Source organism: Streptomyces sp. NPDC006516 (assembly GCF_040611875.1).
Taxonomy (GTDB): Bacteria; Actinomycetota; Actinomycetes; order Streptomycetales; family Streptomycetaceae; genus Streptomyces.
Genome location: NZ_JBEXPD010000005.1, coordinates 351,365 through 369,295 on the forward strand (window position 1 = coordinate 351,365; position 17,931 = coordinate 369,295).

General features: G+C 71.8%; 20 protein-coding genes and 3 pseudogenes. 11 read left to right on the top strand and 12 right to left on the bottom strand.

What is annotated here, in order from left to right:
• The first annotated feature begins 211 nt into the window (after positions 1-211).
• Complete coding sequence (locus ABZY45_RS17930) at positions 212-934, top strand: helix-turn-helix domain-containing protein (protein ID WP_356740988.1); 723 nt, start codon at positions 212-214, stop codon at positions 932-934.
• Between the two features lie 39 nt (positions 935-973).
• Here ABZY45_RS17930 and ABZY45_RS17935 read toward each other — a convergent pair whose 3' ends face one another.
• Entirely contained in the window at positions 974-2,089 is a 1,116-nt protein-coding gene (locus tag ABZY45_RS17935) for a glycerate kinase (RefSeq protein WP_356741095.1), read from the bottom strand.
• Between the two features lie 142 nt (positions 2,090-2,231).
• Between ABZY45_RS17935 and ABZY45_RS17940 the strand changes: the two genes are divergently transcribed.
• A complete protein-coding gene (locus ABZY45_RS17940) occupies positions 2,232-2,726 on the top strand; it encodes an NUDIX hydrolase (RefSeq protein WP_356740990.1) in 495 nt (164 codons plus the stop codon).
• 55 nt (positions 2,727-2,781) lie between these two features.
• Here the strand turns inward: ABZY45_RS17940 and ABZY45_RS17945 are convergent, their stop codons facing one another.
• Positions 2,782-2,982, bottom strand: coding sequence for a DUF2191 domain-containing protein (locus ABZY45_RS17945; protein WP_356740992.1), 201 nt, complete (start codon positions 2,980-2,982; stop codon positions 2,782-2,784).
• 70 nt (positions 2,983-3,052) lie between these two features.
• Here ABZY45_RS17945 and ABZY45_RS17950 point away from each other — a divergent pair, with 70 nt between their 5' ends.
• Entirely contained in the window at positions 3,053-3,781 is a 729-nt protein-coding gene (locus ABZY45_RS17950; protein ID WP_356740994.1) for a Sir2 family NAD-dependent protein deacetylase, read from the top strand.
• A 48-nt stretch (positions 3,782-3,829) separates the two neighbouring features.
• Here the strand turns inward: ABZY45_RS17950 and ABZY45_RS17955 are convergent, their stop codons facing one another.
• A complete protein-coding gene (locus ABZY45_RS17955) occupies positions 3,830-4,720 on the bottom strand; it encodes a glycoside hydrolase family 16 protein (protein WP_356740996.1) in 891 nt (296 codons plus the stop codon).
• Positions 4,717-5,127, bottom strand: a complete 411-nt coding sequence (locus tag ABZY45_RS17960; protein WP_356740998.1) for a (2Fe-2S) ferredoxin domain-containing protein — start codon at positions 5,125-5,127, stop codon at positions 4,717-4,719. The genes ABZY45_RS17955 and ABZY45_RS17960 overlap by 4 nt, the downstream gene beginning before the upstream one ends.
• Positions 5,128-5,445: 318 nt before the next feature.
• On the opposite strand from ABZY45_RS17960, the gene ABZY45_RS17965 reads away from it, so the two are divergent.
• Complete coding sequence (locus ABZY45_RS17965; RefSeq protein ID WP_356741000.1) at positions 5,446-6,030, top strand: TMEM165/GDT1 family protein; 585 nt, start codon at positions 5,446-5,448, stop codon at positions 6,028-6,030.
• A gap of 64 nt (positions 6,031-6,094) precedes the next feature.
• Here the strand turns inward: ABZY45_RS17965 and ABZY45_RS17970 are convergent, their stop codons facing one another.
• Together ABZY45_RS17970 and ABZY45_RS17975 are read right to left on the bottom strand one after the other, a co-directional pair.
• Complete coding sequence (locus ABZY45_RS17970) at positions 6,095-6,613, bottom strand: methylated-DNA--[protein]-cysteine S-methyltransferase (protein WP_356741002.1); 519 nt, start codon at positions 6,611-6,613, stop codon at positions 6,095-6,097.
• 18 nt (positions 6,614-6,631) lie between these two features.
• Positions 6,632-8,104 (bottom strand): AlkA N-terminal domain-containing protein, encoded by a 1,473-nt coding sequence (locus ABZY45_RS17975; protein WP_356741004.1) that lies wholly within the window; start codon positions 8,102-8,104, stop codon positions 6,632-6,634.
• Between the two features lie 436 nt (positions 8,105-8,540).
• On the opposite strand from ABZY45_RS17975, the gene ABZY45_RS17980 reads away from it, so the two are divergent.
• From ABZY45_RS17980 to ABZY45_RS17990, 3 genes are all read left to right on the top strand, one after another.
• Positions 8,541-9,767, top strand: coding sequence for a right-handed parallel beta-helix repeat-containing protein (locus tag ABZY45_RS17980; RefSeq protein ID WP_356741005.1), 1,227 nt, complete (start codon positions 8,541-8,543; stop codon positions 9,765-9,767).
• Between the two features lie 197 nt (positions 9,768-9,964).
• Positions 9,965-11,287 carry an ammonium transporter gene (locus tag ABZY45_RS17985; RefSeq protein ID WP_356741007.1) on the top strand — a complete coding sequence of 441 codons (1,323 nt, stop codon included), beginning with the start codon at positions 9,965-9,967 and terminating at the stop codon, positions 11,285-11,287.
• Complete coding sequence (locus tag ABZY45_RS17990) at positions 11,284-11,622, top strand: P-II family nitrogen regulator (RefSeq protein ID WP_356741008.1); 339 nt, start codon at positions 11,284-11,286, stop codon at positions 11,620-11,622. Before ABZY45_RS17985 ends, ABZY45_RS17990 begins: the two co-directional genes overlap by 4 nt.
• A gap of 48 nt (positions 11,623-11,670) precedes the next feature.
• On the opposite strand, the pseudogene ABZY45_RS17995 reads toward ABZY45_RS17990, so the two are convergent.
• From ABZY45_RS17995 to ABZY45_RS18005, 3 genes and pseudogenes are all read right to left on the bottom strand, one after another.
• Positions 11,671-11,796 (bottom strand): annotated as a pseudogene (locus ABZY45_RS17995) (IS5/IS1182 family transposase); the annotation flags it as partial.
• Positions 11,797-11,802: 6 nt separating this feature from the next.
• The gene (locus ABZY45_RS18000; RefSeq protein ID WP_055512680.1) at positions 11,803-12,576 is read right to left on the bottom strand and encodes a glucose 1-dehydrogenase; all 774 of its coding nucleotides are present in this window, start codon (positions 12,574-12,576) and stop codon (positions 11,803-11,805) included.
• Between the two features lie 53 nt (positions 12,577-12,629).
• Positions 12,630-13,034 (bottom strand): hypothetical protein, encoded by a 405-nt coding sequence (locus ABZY45_RS18005; RefSeq protein WP_056792618.1) that lies wholly within the window; start codon positions 13,032-13,034, stop codon positions 12,630-12,632.
• A 96-nt stretch (positions 13,035-13,130) separates the two neighbouring features.
• On the opposite strand from ABZY45_RS18005, the gene ABZY45_RS18010 reads away from it, so the two are divergent.
• The 3 genes and pseudogenes from ABZY45_RS18010 to ABZY45_RS18020 all read left to right on the top strand — a co-directional run bounded on the left by ABZY45_RS18010 (position 13,131) and on the right by ABZY45_RS18020 (position 15,438).
• Positions 13,131-14,165, top strand: a complete 1,035-nt coding sequence (locus ABZY45_RS18010) for a helix-turn-helix transcriptional regulator (protein ID WP_159027877.1) — start codon at positions 13,131-13,133, stop codon at positions 14,163-14,165.
• Between the two features lie 59 nt (positions 14,166-14,224).
• Positions 14,225-14,476, top strand: a pseudogene (locus ABZY45_RS18015) (transposase); the annotation flags it as partial.
• 143 nt (positions 14,477-14,619) lie between these two features.
• Positions 14,620-15,438: a helix-turn-helix transcriptional regulator gene (locus ABZY45_RS18020; protein WP_356741096.1), complete on the top strand. Its 819-nt coding sequence runs from the start codon at positions 14,620-14,622 to the stop codon at positions 15,436-15,438.
• Between the two features lie 9 nt (positions 15,439-15,447).
• On the opposite strand, the gene ABZY45_RS18025 is transcribed toward ABZY45_RS18020, so the two are convergent.
• Positions 15,448-15,816 carry a nuclear transport factor 2 family protein gene (locus tag ABZY45_RS18025; RefSeq protein WP_356741010.1) on the bottom strand — a complete coding sequence of 123 codons (369 nt, stop codon included), beginning with the start codon at positions 15,814-15,816 and terminating at the stop codon, positions 15,448-15,450.
• A gap of 227 nt (positions 15,817-16,043) precedes the next feature.
• Positions 16,044-16,154 (bottom strand): annotated as a pseudogene (locus ABZY45_RS18030) (cupin); the annotation flags it as partial.
• Here ABZY45_RS18030 and ABZY45_RS18035 point away from each other — a divergent pair.
• The gene (locus tag ABZY45_RS18035) at positions 16,113-16,376 is read left to right on the top strand and encodes a hypothetical protein (protein ID WP_356741011.1); all 264 of its coding nucleotides are present in this window, start codon (positions 16,113-16,115) and stop codon (positions 16,374-16,376) included. The pseudogene ABZY45_RS18030 and the gene ABZY45_RS18035 overlap by 42 nt on opposite strands.
• Before the next feature lie 136 nt (positions 16,377-16,512).
• Here the strand turns inward: ABZY45_RS18035 and ABZY45_RS18040 are convergent, their stop codons facing one another.
• Positions 16,513-17,928: an NAD(P)/FAD-dependent oxidoreductase gene (locus ABZY45_RS18040; protein ID WP_356741013.1), complete on the bottom strand. Its 1,416-nt coding sequence runs from the start codon at positions 17,926-17,928 to the stop codon at positions 16,513-16,515.
• Between the last annotated feature and the right edge of the window lie 3 nt (positions 17,929-17,931).

The following is a 17,931-nucleotide window of genomic DNA, read 5'->3' on the forward strand; positions in this document are numbered from 1 at the left end:
CTCCTCCTTCCGACTGGTCGTTGTGGTGCCACAGACCAGCAGCGGGCGCGGCGCGCGTCCACGGTCCGGGGCGCACTCGCTGCGGGTGACCAGTGTTCGAACGGCCCGGTTGTGCGCGTGCACAGAGGCGGGCGACGCGCCGTCGTCGCCGGTACGGCCGGTGGCATCCTCACCAGCCAGGAGCGGCTGGGCCGCGGGACGGAGCGAGAAGATGCGGGGGCGCAGTGACGAGCGGGGCCGGGTGCTGCTCGACGCCCTGCTGGAGGGCCGGTGCGAGCCGGGTCTCGCGGCACGCGCGGCGAGTTGTCTCGGCCTGGACGAGCAGGGCCGTTACGTGGTGGCGGTGCTGCGGGAGGGCGGAGGCGGGCCGGCCGGCGCGGCGATGGACGCGGACGGCCTGCGGCTGGTCCGCCGCAGACGGGGTGACCGCGAGATCGTGGTCGTCGCCCTGGGTGACCGGGAACCGGCGGAGCTCGTCGAGCTGCTGGCGCGGCGGTGTCCGGGGCCGGGCGGGACAGGTCCGGTGGCGGACGGTCTGGCCGGGCTGGGTACGGCGCGCAGGCTGGCCGAGGTGGCCCTGCTGACGTGCCCGCCGGGCACGACGGGGATCGTCCGGCTGGAGGAGAGGCTGCCCGCGGCCCTGGTGGTGAGTCAGCCGGAGCTGTCGGCCCTGCTGGTCGCGGACGTGCTGGGGCCGCTGCTGGCACTGGAAGCGGCGGACCGGGCGCTGCTGGTGCGGACGCTGGACGCCTGGCTGGAGTGCGGGGGGTCGGCGGGGCGGGCGGCCGGGCGGCTGTACTGCCACCGCAACACCGTGCTCAACCGTCTGCGGCGGCTGGAGCGGCTGACGTCGCGCTCGCTGTCACGTCCGCGCGAGATGATCGAGATGACGCTGGCACTGGACGCCTTCAGGCTGACCACGGCCCGGTCATGAGGGGGAGGTCCCTGCGGACAGCCCCCTCATGACGGGACGTCAGGACAGGAAGTCGCGGGCGATCGACTCGGCCGCGCGTTCCAGCAGCGGACCTGCCTGCGCCATGCAGACGGCGGGGTCGGGTTCCAGCTCGGTCAGGGCATAGGCCCGGCGGATGCCCGCCCTGCCCAGCGCCTCCGGCGGCAGGGCGAGCCGTCCGCAGACGGCGACCGCCTCCACGCCCGCCGCGCGGGCCGCGGCGGCGACCCCCGCCGGGGCCTTGCCGTGGAGGGTCTGCTCGTCGAGCGAGCCCTCACCGGTGACGACGAGAGTGGCCCGGGCGAGCGCGGGAGCGAAGCCCAGGACGTCGAGCATGACCTCGATGCCCGGCCGGAAGCGGGCCCCGAGGGCGACCAGCGCCCCGTAGCCGATGCCTCCGGCGGCGCCGGCCCCCGGCAGCTCGGCGTGCTCGGGGCCCAGTACGGACGCGTAGTGGGCGAGCGCCGCGTCGAGGACCGCGATGTCGTCCTCGGTGGCGCCCTTCTGCCGTCCGTAGACCTCTGGGGCGCCCTTCGGGCCGGTCAGGGGGTTGTCCACGTCGCTGGCGAGGATCAGATCGATGTCCGCGATCCGGGGATCGAGCCCCGAGAGATCGGCCTCGGCCAGGTCCCCGAGCGCGCCGCCGCCGGGGCCGACGGGCTTGCCGTCCCCGTCCAGGAAGCGCGCGCCGAGTGCGGCGAGCATGCCGGAGCCGCCGTCCGTCGTCGCGCTGCCGCCGACTCCGAACACGATCGTCCTTGCCCCCGCGTCCAGCGCGGCGGCCAGGAGTTCACCTGAGCCGTAGGTGGTCGCCGTGAGCGGGGCGAACTCTCCGGCCGGCAGGTGCTGGAGCCCTGAGGCCTCGGCCATCTCCACCACCGCGGTGGTGTCACGCACCGCGTACGCGGCCATGACCGGGGTGCCGAGCGGGCCGGTCACCCGGGCCTCGCGTCGCTCGAATCCGGCGGCCACCGCCGCCGCGACCGTGCCGTCGCCGCCGTCCGCCACGGGCAGGGTCTCGACCCGTACCCCAGGGACCACGCGCCGCAGCCCGGCCGTCACGCGCTCCGCGACCTGCACCGCCGTGAGCGATCCTTTGAACTTGTCCGCCGCCACGAGCACGTGGGCGGTCTTCATCGCTGCTCCGTCCGTCACCTTGCATCCCTTTGCTTTCGAACAGGCAGTCGCGCCGACCCGACCCTATCCGCACCACCCCTGATCTGCCCATGGCTGTCCGAAACCACGTGGCGCGCCCGTGAACTGCCCTTACGCTGCCCTCATGACCACCGCTGACTACGCCACGTACATCGCAGGTCTTCCCCGGGTACTGGCCGCGGCCGCGACGCTCTTCAGGGACGAGCGTGGCCGGGTCCTGCTCGTGGAGCCGAACTACCGGGAGGGCTGGGCGCTGCCGGGCGGCACGGTCGAGTCGGACGAGGGCGAGAGCCCCCGGCAGGCCGCGCGCCGGGAGACGGCGGAGGAGATCGGCCTCGACGTCGCGCCGGGCCGGATGCTCGCGGTCGACTGGACGCGAGGCGAGGGGCGCCCGCCGATCGTCGCGTACGTCTACGACGGCGGCGTGCTCCCGCAGGAGCGCTTGGACGCGATCCGGCTCCAGGAGGCCGAGCTCCTGTCCTGGCGGCTGGTGGACCGCGCCGACCTCACCGGTCACCTGCGGGACCGGCTCGCGACACGGGTCCTCGCGGCGCTGGAGGTCCTGGACTCCGGTGCGGGGGCGGCGGAACTCGAGGACGGCCTCCCGGTCACGGCGTGACGGATCAGCCCCGCGGGTCCCGGGGCCTGTCAGCCCTGGGGGTCCTGGGGCCCTGTCAGCCCTGCGGGTCCTGGGGCCTGGCGTCGGCCTCCCGCCGCGCGTCGTCCTGCCCGGCGGCCCGGGCCTCGGTGCGGTGGCCGCGCGCGATGTAGTCGCGTACGACCAGTTCGACGGCGTCCTGCGGATTGCCGACCCCCGCGAGCACCATGACCTCGACGACGAGTTCCGCGTCCAGGGTGACTTCGATTTTCGCCATGGGCGGCACCCTACGGGTGCCCGGCGTAAATGTCGTCGCGGCGGGGACCGGCCCTCCGTAGGCTCGGATCATGACTCTCGTCGCGATCCTCAGCGGCGCCGGCATCTCCACGGATTCCGGCATCCCCGACTACCGCGGGCCGCAGGGCCTCTGGCGGAAGGACCCGGAGGCGGAGAAGCTCGTCACCTACGACTTCTACATGTCCGATCCGGAGATCCGCCGCCGCTCCTGGCAGATGCGCCGCACCAGCGCCACCTGGGCCGCCGAGCCGAATGCCGCCCATCGCGCGGTGGCCGCCCTGGAGCGGTCCGGCACCCCGGTGCGCGTGATCACCCAGAACGTCGACGGACTGCACCAGCTGGCCGGGCTGCCCGCCCGCAAGGTCGTCGAACTCCACGGCACGGCCCGCGAGGTGACCTGCACCCGGTGCCACGCCCGGTCGGCCATGGCGGACGCGCTGGCCCGTGTCGAGTCCGGCGAGGCGGACCCGCCGTGCACGGTGTGCGGCGGGATCCTGAAGTCGGCGACGGTGATGTTCGGCGAGCGCCTGGACCCCCAGGTGCTTGGCGAGGCCATGGCGATCACCAAGGCGAGCCAGGTGTTCATCGCCGTGGGTACGACGCTCCAGGTGCAGCCGGCCGCCTCGCTGGCGGGCATCGCCGTGGAGCACGGGGCCCGGCTCCTCGTGGTGAACGCGGAGCCGACCCCCTACGACGAACTGGCCGAGGAGATCGTCCGCGAGCCCATCGGGACCGCGCTGCCCGCGCTGCTGGAGCGGCTGGCCTCCGACCGGGCCTGAGCGCTGCTGGGGCGTCCGGCCGGATCTGAAGGGGTCTCCGGCGGACCTTCAGGCGTGGCCTTTGCCGTAGAACCGGACGTAGTCGACCGTCATCGTCGCCGGGGAGGGCGTCGAGGTGTCGGGAGGGCCGGGCCAGTCGCCCCCGACGGCGACGTCGAGCAGCAGGTGCATGTCCTGTTCGAAGACCCAGTCGCTCGGTGCGGGCAGCTTCGACGGGGTCAGCGTGAAGTACGGCTCTCCGTCGACGGACCAGGTGATGCGGCGCGGTTGCTTGTCGACGGCGTAGGTGTGGAACGCTCCCGAGGCGTCGGCCGCGAGGGTGGCGGAGCCGCCGATCCCCTTCTCGTTGAAGTAGGTCGGCCCGTGCGCGGTGCCGTAGACCGTTCGCGGTTCTCCGCCGACCACCTCGCAGATGTCGATCTCCCCCTGCCCGGGCCACTCGACTCCGTTGTCGCCCAGCATCCAGATCGCCGGCAGCAGTCCGGTGCCGGTGGGGATTCTCGCGCGGACCTCCACACGTCCGTGAGTGAGCGCGACCTTTCCCTCCGTGGTCAGCCGTGCCGACGTCCAGCTGCAGAACTCCTGCGTCCAGCAGGGCAGTTCGGATCCGGCGGGCGCCGGCCGGGCCGAGATCACGAGATGACCCGCGCCGTCGAGGGCGGAGTTGGCCGCATCCTCGGTGTAGTACTGCAGCTCGTTGTTGCCCCACCCCTCGGCGTCCCGGTTGCCGGTCTCGGCCGTCCAGGACTCTTCCGATGGACGGGTGGCTGCCGCTCCGTCGAACTCCGCCTGCCAGAAAGGTACTTCCCCGGCCGAGGGTGGTCTCGGGTGCGCCGGGGCGGGCCCGCATCCGCTCAGCAGGCCGCCGAGGGCCAGTACGAGCGCCACGCCGGTGCGCCGGGCCCTCGCTCTCCTGCCGGCCCGGGTCCTGTCCCTCAAGCCCCTTCACCGTCCAGTCCGGCCCGGATGCGGCGGGAAGGACTGAAGGCGTAGAGGTCGAGGATCTCCGGCGCGTCCGCGAGTCCGGGCCCGCCCTCCCCCGCCCATGCGGCGATGTCGGCGACGGCGTGCGGGTCGTTGACCAGCCCGAGCCAGACGGGACGTCCGCCGGCGCGGCGGCCCTCGGCCGAGGGCTGTACGACGATGACGTTTCCGTGCTCGCAGGCGTCCAGGCACTCCACGGCACGCACGGTGGCGGCACCGTCGAGGGACCGGCGCAGCTGTGCGAGCTGCCCGGCGTGATCCACCCCCGGGATCTTCGGGGTGCCGCAGCAGCAGCCCCGGCAGACGCTCACCGTGGGCAGGGACGGCCCCGTGCCGGCGGTCTTGCGGGGGCGGCGGCTCATAGGAGGGCTCTCCCGGGGACGGCATGGATGATCACCCGAGGACTGTACCGATCCGTTCCCCCGCAGGTCCGATGGGGTATCGTTGACGGCTGCGAAGGGGAGTAGCCCCGCAAACCGGTCGTCGACACACTGGAACCTTCGGGTTCCCGGTGGCCGGGCTCGTAGATCCTTACGGGCGGGCGAGACCTTCGGTCAGGTATGACACGCCCGCGCCCGCGGGCGCTGCGGTCATGCCGGGCCGAGTGGTCCTCCGAAAAGCCCGAGTGGCACTTCGCGGAAGGCCCCGGGGCCCGGCTCACACACAGAAAGCCACCCGGAATGCATCTCGACCCCCTGGCGATCCTCACCGCTTTCGGGCTGATCTTCCTCGCGGAGCTCCCCGACAAGACGATGTTCGCCTCGCTGGCCATGGGCACGCGCATGCGGCCCCTCTACGTGTGGTTCGGCACGTCCTCCGCGTTCGTCGTGCACGTCGCCATCGCCGTCGGGGCGGGCGGCCTGATCGGCCTGCTGCCCGACTGGACCGTCAAGCTGGTGTCGGCGGCCCTCTTCGGGTTCGGCGCGTTCATGCTGCTGCGCAGCGGGGGCGGGGACGACGACGAGGACGAGGAGATCAAGACGGTCACCGGCTTCTGGCCGGTCTACTCGACGGCCTTCATGGCGGTGTTCATCAGCGAGTGGGGCGATCTGACCCAGATCACCACCGCGAACCTCGCCGCGAGCAACGGGGCCTGGTCCACGGCCATCGGTTCGGCGGTCGCCCTCATGTCTGTGTCCGCCCTGGCGCTGCTCGCGGGCCGGTTCATCGCCAAGCGGGTGCCGCTGAAGACGGTGCAGCGCATCGGCGGCCTCTGCATGCTCGGCCTGGCGATCTGGTCCCTGGTCGAGATCTTCACGGGCTGAGCCCGCGGGGCCGGGGCAGACCGCCACCCTGCGCGGGGCGGGGGCGGACCGCCCCCGCCCCTGCTCAGAACAGGGCCGGCACCTCGGCCTCCGCGCCCCGTTCGAAGGCGAGCAGCCGCTGCTTGCGGTCCAGCCCGCCGCCGTATCCCGTCAGGCCCCCCGAGGCCCCGATGACGCGGTGGCAGGGGACGATGATCCCGATCGGGTTCTTTCCGTTGGCGAGGCCCACCGCCCGTGAGGCGCCGGGCTTGCCGAGGCTCTCCGCGAGTTCGCCGTAGGAGCGGGTCTCGCCGTACGGAATTCGCACGAGCTCGGCCCAGACGCTCCGCTGGAACGGGGTACCGGCCAGACGCATCGGCAGGTCGAACTCCGTCAGCTCGCCGGCGAAGTAGGCGTCGAGCTGGTGCACGGCCTCGTCGAAGGGCCGGTGGTCCGGTGCGCCGAAGGTCTCCTCGGGTGGCCGGTGCCTCTGCCCGGTCATGTACAGGCCGGACAAGACCCCGTCGGTGGCGACCAGGGTGAGCGCCCCGTACGGGCTGTCGACGACCGTGTGCCGTCTGTTCGTCGTGACTGTCGTGGTCATGGGTGCGTCCTCGTGCGTTCAGGCGGGGAGATGGTTGATGGGGTGGTCGTCGACGGTCCACAGATACTGCACGGCGTACGCGCGCCAGGGGCGCCACCGGGCCGCGCGTGCGGTGAGGGCCGCGGGAGTCGCGGGGAGACCGAGCTGCTCGGCCGCCCTGCGGATCCCGAGGTCGGTCGGGAGGAAGGCGTCCGGGTCACCGAGGGCCCGCATCGCGATCACCTCGACGGTCCAGGGGCCGAAGCCGGGCAGTGCCGCCAGTCCGGTGCGGGCCTCGTCCCAGTCGGTGCCCTCCCCCAGGTGCAGGGATCCGTCCGCGAGGGCGGTCACCAGCGTGGTGAGTGTGGTGCGGCGGCTGCGGGGCAGCGCGAGCGCCTCGGGGTCGAGTCCGGCCAGGGCCTCGGGATCCGGAAAGAGGTGGGTCAGGCCCCCGTCGGGGTCCTCCACCGGCACCCCGTGGGCACGGACCAGCCGGGCCGCGTGGGTGCGGGCCGCCGCCGTGGAGACCTGCTGACCGAGCACCGCGCGTACGGCGAACTCCGCGGCGTCGACCGTACGCGGCACCCGTCGCCCCGGGCCGGCCTCGACCAGCGGGGCCAACAGGGGGTCCGAGCGCAGTTGGTCGTCCACGGCGACCGGGTCGGCGTCCAGGTCCAGGAGCCTGCGGCAGCGGCTGATGGCCTGGGTGAGGTCGCGGGGGTCGGTGAGCGAGAGCCGGCAGTCGATGTGGCCGGGCCGGGGCGAGAGTGCCACGATGCCGTGCCCGTGCGGGAGGGTGAGCGTGCGCCGGTAGGCGCCGTCGCGCCATTCCTCGACCCCGGGGACGGCGGTGGCGGCGAGGTGCCCGAAGAGGTTGCTGGGGTTGAGCGGCGCCCTGTAGGGCAGCCGCAGGGCGATGACTCCAGGGGCGCCCGGAGCCAGGCTCCCCCGCGCCGCGCGGCTGCGGAGTTCGTTCGGGGCGAGGGCGAACACCTCGCGCACGGTGTCGTTGAAGGTGCGGACGGACGAGAACCCGGCCGCGAACGCCACTTCGGCCATCGGGAGCGCGGTCGTCTCGATGAGCACGCGGGCGGTCTGCGCACGCTGGGACCGGGCCAGCGCGAGCGGGCCGGCGCCGAGTTCCGCGAGGAGCTGGCGCTCGACCTGCCGGGCGGAGTATCCGAGCCGGGCGGCGAGCCCCGGCACCCCCTCCCGGTCGACGACGCCGTCCTGGATCAGGCGCATCGCGCGGGCGACGGAGTCGGCGCGGGCGTTCCACTCGGGGGAGCCGGGACTGGTGTCGGGGCGGCACCGCTTGCATGCCCTGAATCCGGCTTGCTGACAGGCGGCGGCGCTGGGGTAGAAGGTCATGTTCCGGGCCTTCGGCGGCACGACCGGGCAGCTCGGCCGGCAGTAGATCCCTGTGGTCAGGACCGCGGTGAAGAACCATCCGTCGAAGCGGGCGTCCTTCGACCGTACGGCTCTCACGCAGCGCTCGGTGTCGGTGTGCATGGTCCAAGCATCGGGCACGGACGGGGCGGAGGGCTGGCGGAAATCCGACATGGGCCTCGCGCGGCTCTTCGATCGGCGCCGCGCGCGATCGGTATGAAGTCGACCCGACTCGTTCAGGTCAGTGAACAGCAATCACGTACACATGTATTGACGCGATCACGACACGCGCCTACGGTCCCAGAAAGCGCTTGCTACCCCGTGAGCGCGGTGCCGGCCACGCGAGCTGTTCAGACACCCGAACACGTCCTGCGGCCACACCTGGAGGGCCCACCCCCCTGCGCCCCCGCCCTGCCCGGCCGTTCCGTCCAGCACGGAGCTGTCGCGCCGAGGAGTTTCCGGATTCGCCGCTCGACCCCCATCCGGCCGGAGCCCGGCCCCCCACGGGCCGGAGTTCATCCCCCGCCGGTCGGACGAACCCCCAACCTGGAGACGAACGATGCAGAAGAAGAAGCCCGTCATCGCGTGCGTCAGCCTGCTGGCAGGCTCACTCGTCGCTCTGTCCGGAACCGTGGCGCAGGCCACCCCCGACAGTGCCCCCGCCCGCACCAGCGCCCTCGGCGCCCCGGTCGCCGTAGCCGCCGACGCCCTGTACGTCGCACCGAACGGCACCGAGGGCGCGGCCGGTACGGAATCGGCCCCGACCACGCTGGCCTCGGCGATCAGCCGCGTCGCCTCCGGCGGGACGATCTACCTGCGCGGCGGGTCGTACGCACACTCCAAGACGGTCACCGTCCCGCCGGGCAACGACGGCTCGGCGAGTGCCCGTACGACGCTCGCCGCCTACCCGGGCGAGACGCCGGTGCTGAACTTCTCGGCCATGAGCGAGGACCCGGCGAACCGCGGCCTCGCCCTCAACGGCGACTACTGGCACGTCGACGGCATCGTCGTCGAACACGCCGGTGACAACGGGATCTTCGTCGGCGGCAGCAACAACGTCGTCGAACACGTCGTGACGCGCTTCAACCACGACTCGGGCCTGCAGATCTCACGGATCGCCTCCGACACTCCCGAGGACGAGTGGCCGTCGCACAACCTCGTGCTGAGTTCGGAGGCGCACGACAACGCCGACTCCGACGGCGAGGACGCCGACGGCTTCGCGTCGAAGCTCACCTCGGGCCCCGGGAACGTCTTCCGCTACACCGTCTCCCACAACAACATCGACGACGGCTGGGACCTCTACACCAAGTCGGAGACCGGCCCCATCGGCCCCGTGACCATCGAGGACTCCCTCGCGTACGACAACGGGACGCTCTCCGACGGGACCGTGAACTCCGACGGCGACCGCAACGGCTACAAGCTGGGCGGGGACGGCATCAAGGTCGATCACATCGTGCGGCGCAACATCGCCTACGACAACGGCAAACACGGCTTCACCTACAACAGCAACCCCGGCTCCATGACGGTGTCGGACAACGTCAGCATCGACAACGCCGAGCGCAACTTCTCCTTCGACAAGGGCACTTCGGTGTACCGCGGCAACGTCTCCTGCCGCAGTGACGACGGGTCCAACGACAAGACCGTGGGCGACGCCGACGGCTCCAACCAGTTCTGGACCGGTTCGAACGGTCCGGCCTGCTCCGCGTACTCCGGCGCGATGGACTGGTCCTTCGCCGGCGACGGCTCCCTCGTCGTGACCTTCGGCGGCGACAAGGTCACCCCGTAACCACACCTCCCGGCGGCCTTCGCCGCTCCGTACCCCTTCGCGGACGGAGCGCGGAGGCCGCTGATCCGTTCCCGGTGAGGTTTCGGTCACCTTCACGCAATGAAACATGCCGGAAACGCGCCGGCGTCCTCCACGAAACCAGGGCCGGTAACCCTCTTCGGGCCCGGACCCCACGCCGCCCCGAGGAGGACCCCCTCTTGACCCCCGTGATCCTGGCCTCGGCGGGCCCAGACACAGGCGACACCGCCTGGCTGCTCGCCGCGACCGCTCTCGTCCTGCTCATGACTCCGGGACTGGCACTGTTCTACGGCGGCATGGTCCGCACGAAGAGCGTCCTCAACATGCTGATGATGAGCTTCGTCTCGATCGCGCTCGTCACGGTCGTGTGGCTGTTCGCCGGCTATTCGCTGGCGTTCGGCGACGACGCGTTCGCCGGGCTCGTCGGCGGCCTCGACCACGTCGGCCTGGTGGGCATCGGCCCCGACGATCTCACCGGCAGCGTGCCCACCCTGCTGTTCACCACGTTCCAGCTCACCTTCGCGATCCTCACCGCGGCACTGATCAGCGGAGCCGTCGCGGACCGCATGAAGTTCGCGGCGTGGCTGGTCTTCGTACCGGTGTGGACCCTGCTCGTATACGTTCCCGTGGCCCACTGGGTGTGGGGGCCCGGCGGGTGGATCGTGGACTCGCTCGGTGCCCTGGACTTCGCGGGCGGCCTCGTCGTGGAGATCACCTGCGGAGCGTCGGGGCTTGCCCTCGCCCTGGTGATCGGGCCGCGCATCGGGTTCAAGAAGGACGCGATGCGACCGCACAACCTTCCGATGGTGATGCTCGGCGCGGGCCTGCTCTGGTTCGGATGGCTCGGGTTCAACGGCGGCTCGGCGCTCGGCGCCAACGGTCTGGCCGCCGCCTCCGTCCTCAACACTCTCGTCGCGGGATGCACCGGCCTGCTGGGCTGGCTCTTCGTCGAGCAGAAGCGCGACGGCCATCCCACCACCTTCGGCGCGGCCTCCGGCGTGGTCGCGGGCCTGGTGGCGATCACACCGGCCTGCGGGACGGTCGGCGTCATGGGCGCCGCCGCCGTCGGACTCGCGGCGGGCGTCGTCTGTTCGTACGCCGTCGCGTGGAAGTTCCGGTTCGACTACGACGACTCGCTGGACGTGGTCGGCGTTCACTTCGTGGGCGGCGTGGTCGGCACCCTGCTCATCGGGCTGTTCGCGACGGCCACGATGACCGGCGGCGCGGAGGGCCTCCTGTACGGCGGTGGCACGGGCCAGTTGCTGCGTCAGGCCGTCGCGGTGGCCGCTGTGGCCGCGTACACCTTCCTGATGACCTACGGGATCGGCAAGGCGATCGACCGGCTGATGGGCGTGCGGGCGTCCGAGGAGGAGGAGCTCACCGGACTGGACCAGACGGTGCACGCGGAGAGCGCCTACGATCACGGCGGCCTGGGTCACGCCGCCGCGCAGAACCCCGGCCACGTCACAGCCCGTTCCCAGGACAGGAGTACCGCCCCATGAAGCTCGTCACCGCCGTCGTGAAGCCGCACCGCCTCGACGAGGTGAAGACCGCGCTGCGGGAGCTCGGTGTGAACGGGATGACGGTCGCGGAGGCCAGTGGGTACGGCCGCCAGCACGGCCACACCGAGGTTTACCGTGGCGCCGAGTACCGGGTGGACCTGGTGCCCAAGATCCGGATAGAGGTCCTCGTCGAGGACGCCGACGCGGAGCCGGTACTCGACGCGTTGGTCCGCGCGGCCCGGACCGGCAAGATCGGCGACGGCAAGGTGTGGACGGTCCCCGTGGAGACGGCCGTCCGGGTCCGCACGGGCGAGCGGGGGCCGGACGCGCTCTAGGGACCGTATTGAGTTCCGATCAATGGGTGGCTCGGGTGAGGTCCTTGACCAGATCATCGAGGCGCGTAGGTGGAGGCCGGCGAGGTAGCTGTCGGGAGACTTGTCGTACCGGGTGGCGATGCCACGCCAGGCCTTCATCTTGTTGATCAGCCGCTCGACGGTGTTCCTCTCCTTAGCACGTCAGAGGGCCATGCCTCCTGTTGCGTCGATGACCTGGCCGGTTACCCAGCGTGCGTCGTCGGAGGCGAGGAAGGCCACGATGTCGGCCATGTCTTCCGGCCGCCCGATCCGGCCGAGGGCGGCAAGAGACGCCGCTTGCGCCTCGGCATGCGGATCGCCCAGCAGGGTGGCCGCGCTGGCATCGGTGAGGACGGTTCCGGGGGCCACCGAGTTGACCGTGATGCCCCGGGGGCCCAGCTCCTTGGCGAGGGCGAGACTGAAGTTGTCCAGGGCTCCCTTGGTGGCGCCGTAGGCGATCATTCCCGGCGTGGCCAGGCGGGCCACGGAGCTGGAGATGTTGATGATCCGGCCCCCGTCGCGCAGGCGCGGCAGTCCCTGCTGCGTGACGAAGAACGGTGCACGCACGTTCACGGCGAAGACCTTGTCGAAGGCGTCCTCGGTCAACGACTCCAGGGATGCGAAATCCCCGATGCCGACGTTGTTGACGATGATGTCGAGCTTCCCGTCGGGCACGTGCTCCGTGCCCGCGGCGTCGAAGGCGGCCCAGAGGCGGGCCGCGTCGCCGCGTTCGCCCAGCCCCGCCTGGAGTGCGAAGGCCCGTCCTCCGTTCTTGCGGATGTTTTCGACGGTCTCGCTCGCCGCCGTCTCGTCGCGGGCGTAGGTGACGCCGACGGCGGCGCCGTCCTGGGCGAGCCGCTCCGCGATCGCCCGGCCGATGCCCCGGCTGCCGCCGGTGACCAGTGCGACCTTGTCCTCGAGTGCTCTTGCAGACATGGCGGAAGACCGCCTCCCGTTCATCGAATCGTCTCTTGAGTGCTATGGAGCGCCTAGACCAGCGGCTTGTGTTCGGGCCACCACCGCTGGACGGCTTCGACAGCCGTCGTCGGGCTGACGTTGAAGCAGAGCTTCGCGCCGGGTGCCAGCTCGTGGGTGGTGTTGACCAGCACCTCCAACAGCGGGGTCAGCTCCGGGTCCAGCCGGACGCCGGCGCCGATCAGCACGATGTCGTAGTCCTTGGCGGTCAACGCGGCGCGAAAGACCGCCTCGGCCGTGCGGCCGTAGTCGAGCAGGCAGACATCGACACTGAGGCCGAGCTCCTCGAGCCGAGCCCGGCCGGCGGCCATTCCGGCCCGGACCGCCTCGGCGTCGATTTCAGGGAACGCCGCCCGTGACGAGGGCGCGTCGTCCACCAGCGCTGGATCCAGTCCGACGTTGAGCATGGACGGGGACATGTCGGTGTACCTCCGGTGACCTGGGGTTTCTCGGACCCACGGTAGGCGCCTGGAGGTCGGGCGGCCCTCCCACATTTCTGGGATACCGTGGCAAGGGTGAGTTCCCCGATGGTCCGGCGCGAGACCGTGCGCGACATCGAGGCGATCTGCCGTCTCGACCTCGACTCCCGAATACTGCGCCGCCGGATCGCCGACCGGCTGACACGCCTCATCCCGGCCGACTCCTACTGCTTCAGCACGATCGACCCGATGACGCTGCTGACCGCCGACCAAGTCAGCGCCGGGCTCGTACCGGAGGCGGCCGCGGCCGCCGCGCACAACGAGTACCTGGTGGACGACGTCCTGAAGTTCGCGGCGCTGGCCCGCTCCGAGGTGTCCGCGGGCACGCTCGGTGCGGCCACCGGCGGTGATCCGGAATCCAGCCACCGCTACCGGACCGTGCTGCCGATGATCGACGCACGGCACGAGCTGCGGGCGGGCTTCGTGGTGGACGGCCGCTGCTGGGGCGTCGTCGCCCTCTTCCGCGGCGGCCGGCGGCCCGACTTCACCCCGGCCGACGTCGGCGTCCTGCGGCGGCTGTCCGCCCCGGTCGGTGCGGCCCTGCGCCGGGCCGCCCACCGGGCACCCGACGACACCGCTGCGGGCCCGTCCGAGGCCGGAGTGCTCCTGCTCGACCAGGACTTGCGGCTGTTTTCGGAGAACCTGGCCGCGAAACTCTGGCGGGACGAGCTGGGCCCGTCGCAGGCGGAACTGCCGTCCGCGATCCTGGAGGTGGCCGCACGGGGAAGAGGCGCTGAGCTGCCGGCGTACGGACGCATCCGCGGCCGCTCGGGCCGGTGGCTCTCCGTCCAGGCCTCGCCGCTGAGTGGTGGCCCGCACCCGGCGGCCATCGCCGTGACGGTACATCCGGCGCCGGCCGCCGACGTGGCCGAGATACTGCTGCTCGCGTACGGGCTTACACCGCGCGAGCGGGACGTGCTGGCGCGAGTAGTCGCCGGTCTGCCGTCGCGGACCATCGCCGTGGAACTGCACATCACCGCGGCGACCGTGCAGGACCATCTGAAGAGTGTGTTCGCGAAGACCGGTGTCCGCAGCCGCAGCGAACTGGTGGCGACGGTCCTGGGCCTGTGACCGGACGAGTGATTACTGAGTTTTTCGTTAGGGACCGTATCCAGTTGTGATCAATCTGCGACCGGGCCCACCTGCGCAAACCCCGCATCCGTGCGGTCATCCCGGAGAAGAAGGACCAGCTGGCCAACCGCAAGAAGAAGGGCTCCCAGGGCGGTAGGCCCGTCGACTCCGACGCCGAGCTCTACAAGGAGAGGAACACCGTCGAGCGGCTGATCAACAAGATGAAGGCCTGGCGTGGCATCGCCACCCGGTACGACAAGTCTCCCGACAGCTACCTCGCCGGCCTCCACCTACGCGCCTCGATGATCTGGTCAAGGACCTCACCCGAGCCACCCATTGATCGGAACTCAATACGGTCCCTAGTACGGCGGGGTGCGGCAGCGCCCACCGGCCCCCCGGCCTTCGTGAGGCGCCCGCGTCCGGATCGGATACCGTCCTGGCCATGACGACTGCCATGGCCAGGACGGTCGATGACGTGAACGTGGGGAGCCTGCTGCGGGGCTGGCGCAAGCTGCGCGGTGTCACCCAGCTCGAGCTGGCGCTGAAGGCCGACAGTTCCGCGCGCCACATCAGCTTCATCGAAACGGGCCGGTCGACACCGAGCCGGTCGATGGTGCTGCACCTGGCCGAACACCTCGACGTCCCCGTGCGCGACCGCAACTCGCTGCTCATGGCAGCGGGTTACGCACCCTCCTATCCCGAGACCTCGCTGACCGCGCCGGCGATGACCACGTTGAGGACCGGCCTGGAGCAGTTGCTGGCCGCCTACGAACCGTTCCCGGCCCTGGTGATGAACGGCATGTACGACGTGGTGACCGCGAACAAGGGCGTGCGGCTGCTTCTCGACGGGGTCGCCGGTCATCTGCTGGAACCCCCGATGAACGCCATGCGCCTGACGCTGCATCCGCAGGGGCTGGCCCCTCGGATCCAGAACCTCGGAGAGTGGCGCGGGCACCTGCTGGAACGGATGGAGCGGCAGGCAGCGCTGCGTTCCTCGGACGCGCTGCGCGGCCTGTGCGAGGAGGTCGCCGCTTATCCGGCGCCGGCCGGCGCCACGCACGCCGCTCCGGACGAACGCGCGGACGGGCACGGCCCGATCCCTCCGCCGTACGCGCTGCCGCTCCGGATCGAGGCGGGCGGGCGTGTGCTGTCGTTCATCTCGACCGCGACCACGTTCAACACCCCGATGGATGTGACCGTCTCCGAGCTGGCGGTCGAGACGTTCCTTCCCGCCGACCCGGAGACGGCCGCCGTGCTGCGGGACGCGGGCTGAGCGGAGCGGTCACGCCCCCGGCAGACGGTCCAGGAAGCCGGCGACGCAGCTGATGCGGCCGTCCTCGGCGAGCGTGATCACGTCGAAACCGGCGGCCGGAGCGGACCCGTCAACGGTGGAGACCAGGTCCCAGGTGAAGCGGACGAGGTCGTGGTGCGCGTCCGGCGTACCGGTGAGCCGGAACTCGAATCCCGGGAACTGCTGGTGGGCGCCGGCGATGGCCGCCGCGATCCCGTCGTGGCCCTTCGCCTCACCCAGCGGGTCGGTGTAGGTGCCGTCCTCCGTGAACGCCGAGGCGACAGCCTTGGCCAGGTCCTCGGGGGTGGCCGCGTTCCAGGCGGTGAAGTAGCGCTCGACGGCGTCCTGGTGGATGGTCACGGCGGTGTCCTCTCGTCGGTACGGCGCTGATGGCCCGGCCGGGACGGCGGCCCATCGGCCGTGTGCCGCCCCGCCCTGCCCTGCGTACCGAAGCCTGCCGCAGGCGCCGCGGGGGGTCGATTACCGCTGAGGTAATCTCCGGGACCCCGCTGTCGTACGCCGCGCCGGTCACCCGGGGAGGTGGGCCCGCCGTCGCCGCCGTCCTGTTCCAGGGCGTACAGACGCGGCAGCCGCACCTCCTCCGGTTCGTCGCCGGAGTCGTCCACCAAGACGAACTCCGGGTGTCCGCTGACCACATGGATGGCGGTCCCGGACTCCCCGTGGTGGTGGCCGGAGGCGACATCGCCCGGCTGGACGTCGTGCGTGCCGTCGCCGGCGAACTGATCACCCTGCGGGGCGAGTCGCTGGACGGACTCGACCGTCCCGGCCCCGCCGCGGGCCTGTCCGGCGCCTGGCGGCGGGTCGAGTCGGACGCCGCCGCGGTTCTCGGCGGGCTGAGCCTCGCCTCACTGCTGCTCTCCGACGCGCGCGAGCAGCCGTCCGCGATCGGTGCCGCGTGACACGTTCTCCCGGGTGCTGGGCGGGCGTACGGCGGTACTGGCGGCAACGGGCTGAGCCACCCGCCAACCGACCCCATGTGCCCCTGGGCCTGGGGTTCCGAGCCGGTCTTCCGAAGGCTGCGGCTGCGGACGGCCCTCAGGCGGCCCTCAGCCGCCGCCACACCGCCTTCGCCGCGTGGTGCCCCGACATGCCGTGGACGCCGGGGCCGGGCGGGGTGGCGGACGAGCAGAGGAAGACCGCGGGGTGCGCGGTGGCGTACGGAACGCGCGCGAGCTTGGGCCGGATCACCGTCTGGAGGCCCGCGAACGCCCCGGTGGCGATGTCGCCGTCGACGTAGTTGGCGTTGCGCACCGCGAGCCGGGGCGGCCCGGCTACCGCGCGGGCCAGCACCAGGTCGCGGAACCCTGGTGCGAACCGCTCCAGTTGACGCTCGATGACATCGGTGGCATCGCCTTCCCAGCCGGCCGGGACGTGCCCGTACACCCAGAAGACGTGGCGCCCTTCAGGTGCGCGGGTCGGGTCGACGAGGCTGGGCTGAGCGGTGATCAGGAAGGGGACGCTCGGGTCGCGGCCCTGCACCGCGGCGCGCAGGGCGGCGTCGATTTCGCGGGCCGTGGGCCCGACATGGACCGTGCCGGCCCGCCGGGCCTCCTCGGCCGTCCAGGGTACGGGGTCCGACAAGGCGTAGTCGATCTTGAAGCAGGAGGGGCCGTAACGGTAGTGGTCGTAGGCCCCGCCCAGTCCGGCGATCCGGGCGAGCGCGGTCGGTGAGGTGTCGAAGACGTAGGCCCGGGCGGGCGGGAGTTCGTCCAGACGCTTGACCTCGACACCCGTGCGGATGATGCCGCCCTGTTCACGGAGGAAGGCCGCCAGCGCGTCGGAGATCGCCTGCGACCCGCCGCGCGGGACGGGCCAGCCGTTCTCGTGCGCCGCGAGGGCGAAGAGCAGGGCGATCCCGGCGGTCGCGAGGCCGCCGCCGGGCGCGATGGCGTGCCCGGCGAGGCCCGCGATCAGGCCGCGCGCCTTCTCCCCCCTGAATCGCCGGGAGAGCAGCGCTGCGGGCTGGACCGCCTCCAGCCCGAAGCGCGCCCAGCGGTACGGGTCGCGCGGCAGGCCGTCCCACGGAGTACGCAGGAAGTCCTCTGCGAGGGTGTCCCAGTGACCGAGGTAGGGCGTGACGAGTCTGCGGTAGGCGCCGGCGTCCTCGGGACCCAGCGACATGGCACTCTCCCCCACGGAACGGGTGAGCACCGCGGCCGAGCCGTCGGGGAAGGGGTGAGCGAGCGAGAGCGGTGCGTGGAGCCATTCGAGGCCGTACCGCGCCAGCGGCATCGCGTTGAAGGCCGGCGACCCTGTGCCCAGGGGATGCACGGCGGAGCACGGGTCGTGGCGGAACCCGGGCAGCGTCAGCTCCTCCGTACGGGCGCCACCGCCCACGGTCTCCGCCGCCTCGAACACCTCTACGGCGAAGCCGCGACGGGCCAGCTCGACCGCGGCCGTCAGCCCGTTGGGGCCCGCCCCCACGACGACGGCATCCAGCATCGATGGCACCTG

Excerpts from the sequence above, each read along its gene's own strand:
- ABZY45_RS18005 (WP_056792618.1), bottom strand. The coding sequence starts at position 13,034 with ATGTCCCCGTCCATGCTCAACGTCGGACTGGATCCAGCGCTGGTGGAC.
- ABZY45_RS17980 (WP_356741005.1), top strand. The coding sequence starts at position 8,541 with ATGCAGAAGAAGAAGCCCGTCATCGCGTGCGTCAGCCTGCTGGCAGGC.
- ABZY45_RS17990 (WP_356741008.1), top strand. The coding sequence starts at position 11,284 with ATGAAGCTCGTCACCGCCGTCGTGAAGCCGCACCGCCTCGACGAGGTG.
- ABZY45_RS17950 (WP_356740994.1), top strand. The coding sequence starts at position 3,053 with ATGACTCTCGTCGCGATCCTCAGCGGCGCCGGCATCTCCACGGATTCC.
- ABZY45_RS18035 (WP_356741011.1), top strand. The coding sequence starts at position 16,113 with ATGGATGGCGGTCCCGGACTCCCCGTGGTGGTGGCCGGAGGCGACATC.
- ABZY45_RS17975 (WP_356741004.1), bottom strand. The coding sequence starts at position 8,104 with ATGCACACCGACACCGAGCGCTGCGTGAGAGCCGTACGGTCGAAGGAC.
- ABZY45_RS18000 (WP_055512680.1), bottom strand. The coding sequence starts at position 12,576 with ATGTCTGCAAGAGCACTCGAGGACAAGGTCGCACTGGTCACCGGCGGC.
- ABZY45_RS17970 (WP_356741002.1), bottom strand. The coding sequence starts at position 6,613 with ATGACCACGACAGTCACGACGAACAGACGGCACACGGTCGTCGACAGC.
- ABZY45_RS17935 (WP_356741095.1), bottom strand. The coding sequence starts at position 2,089 with ATGAAGACCGCCCACGTGCTCGTGGCGGCGGACAAGTTCAAAGGATCG.
- ABZY45_RS18020 (WP_356741096.1), top strand. The coding sequence starts at position 14,620 with ATGGCCAGGACGGTCGATGACGTGAACGTGGGGAGCCTGCTGCGGGGC.
- ABZY45_RS17940 (WP_356740990.1), top strand. The coding sequence starts at position 2,232 with ATGACCACCGCTGACTACGCCACGTACATCGCAGGTCTTCCCCGGGTA.
- ABZY45_RS17930 (WP_356740988.1), top strand. The coding sequence starts at position 212 with ATGCGGGGGCGCAGTGACGAGCGGGGCCGGGTGCTGCTCGACGCCCTG.
- ABZY45_RS17965 (WP_356741000.1), top strand. The coding sequence starts at position 5,446 with ATGCATCTCGACCCCCTGGCGATCCTCACCGCTTTCGGGCTGATCTTC.
- ABZY45_RS17960 (WP_356740998.1), bottom strand. The coding sequence starts at position 5,127 with ATGAGCCGCCGCCCCCGCAAGACCGCCGGCACGGGGCCGTCCCTGCCC.
- ABZY45_RS17945 (WP_356740992.1), bottom strand. The coding sequence starts at position 2,982 with ATGGCGAAAATCGAAGTCACCCTGGACGCGGAACTCGTCGTCGAGGTC.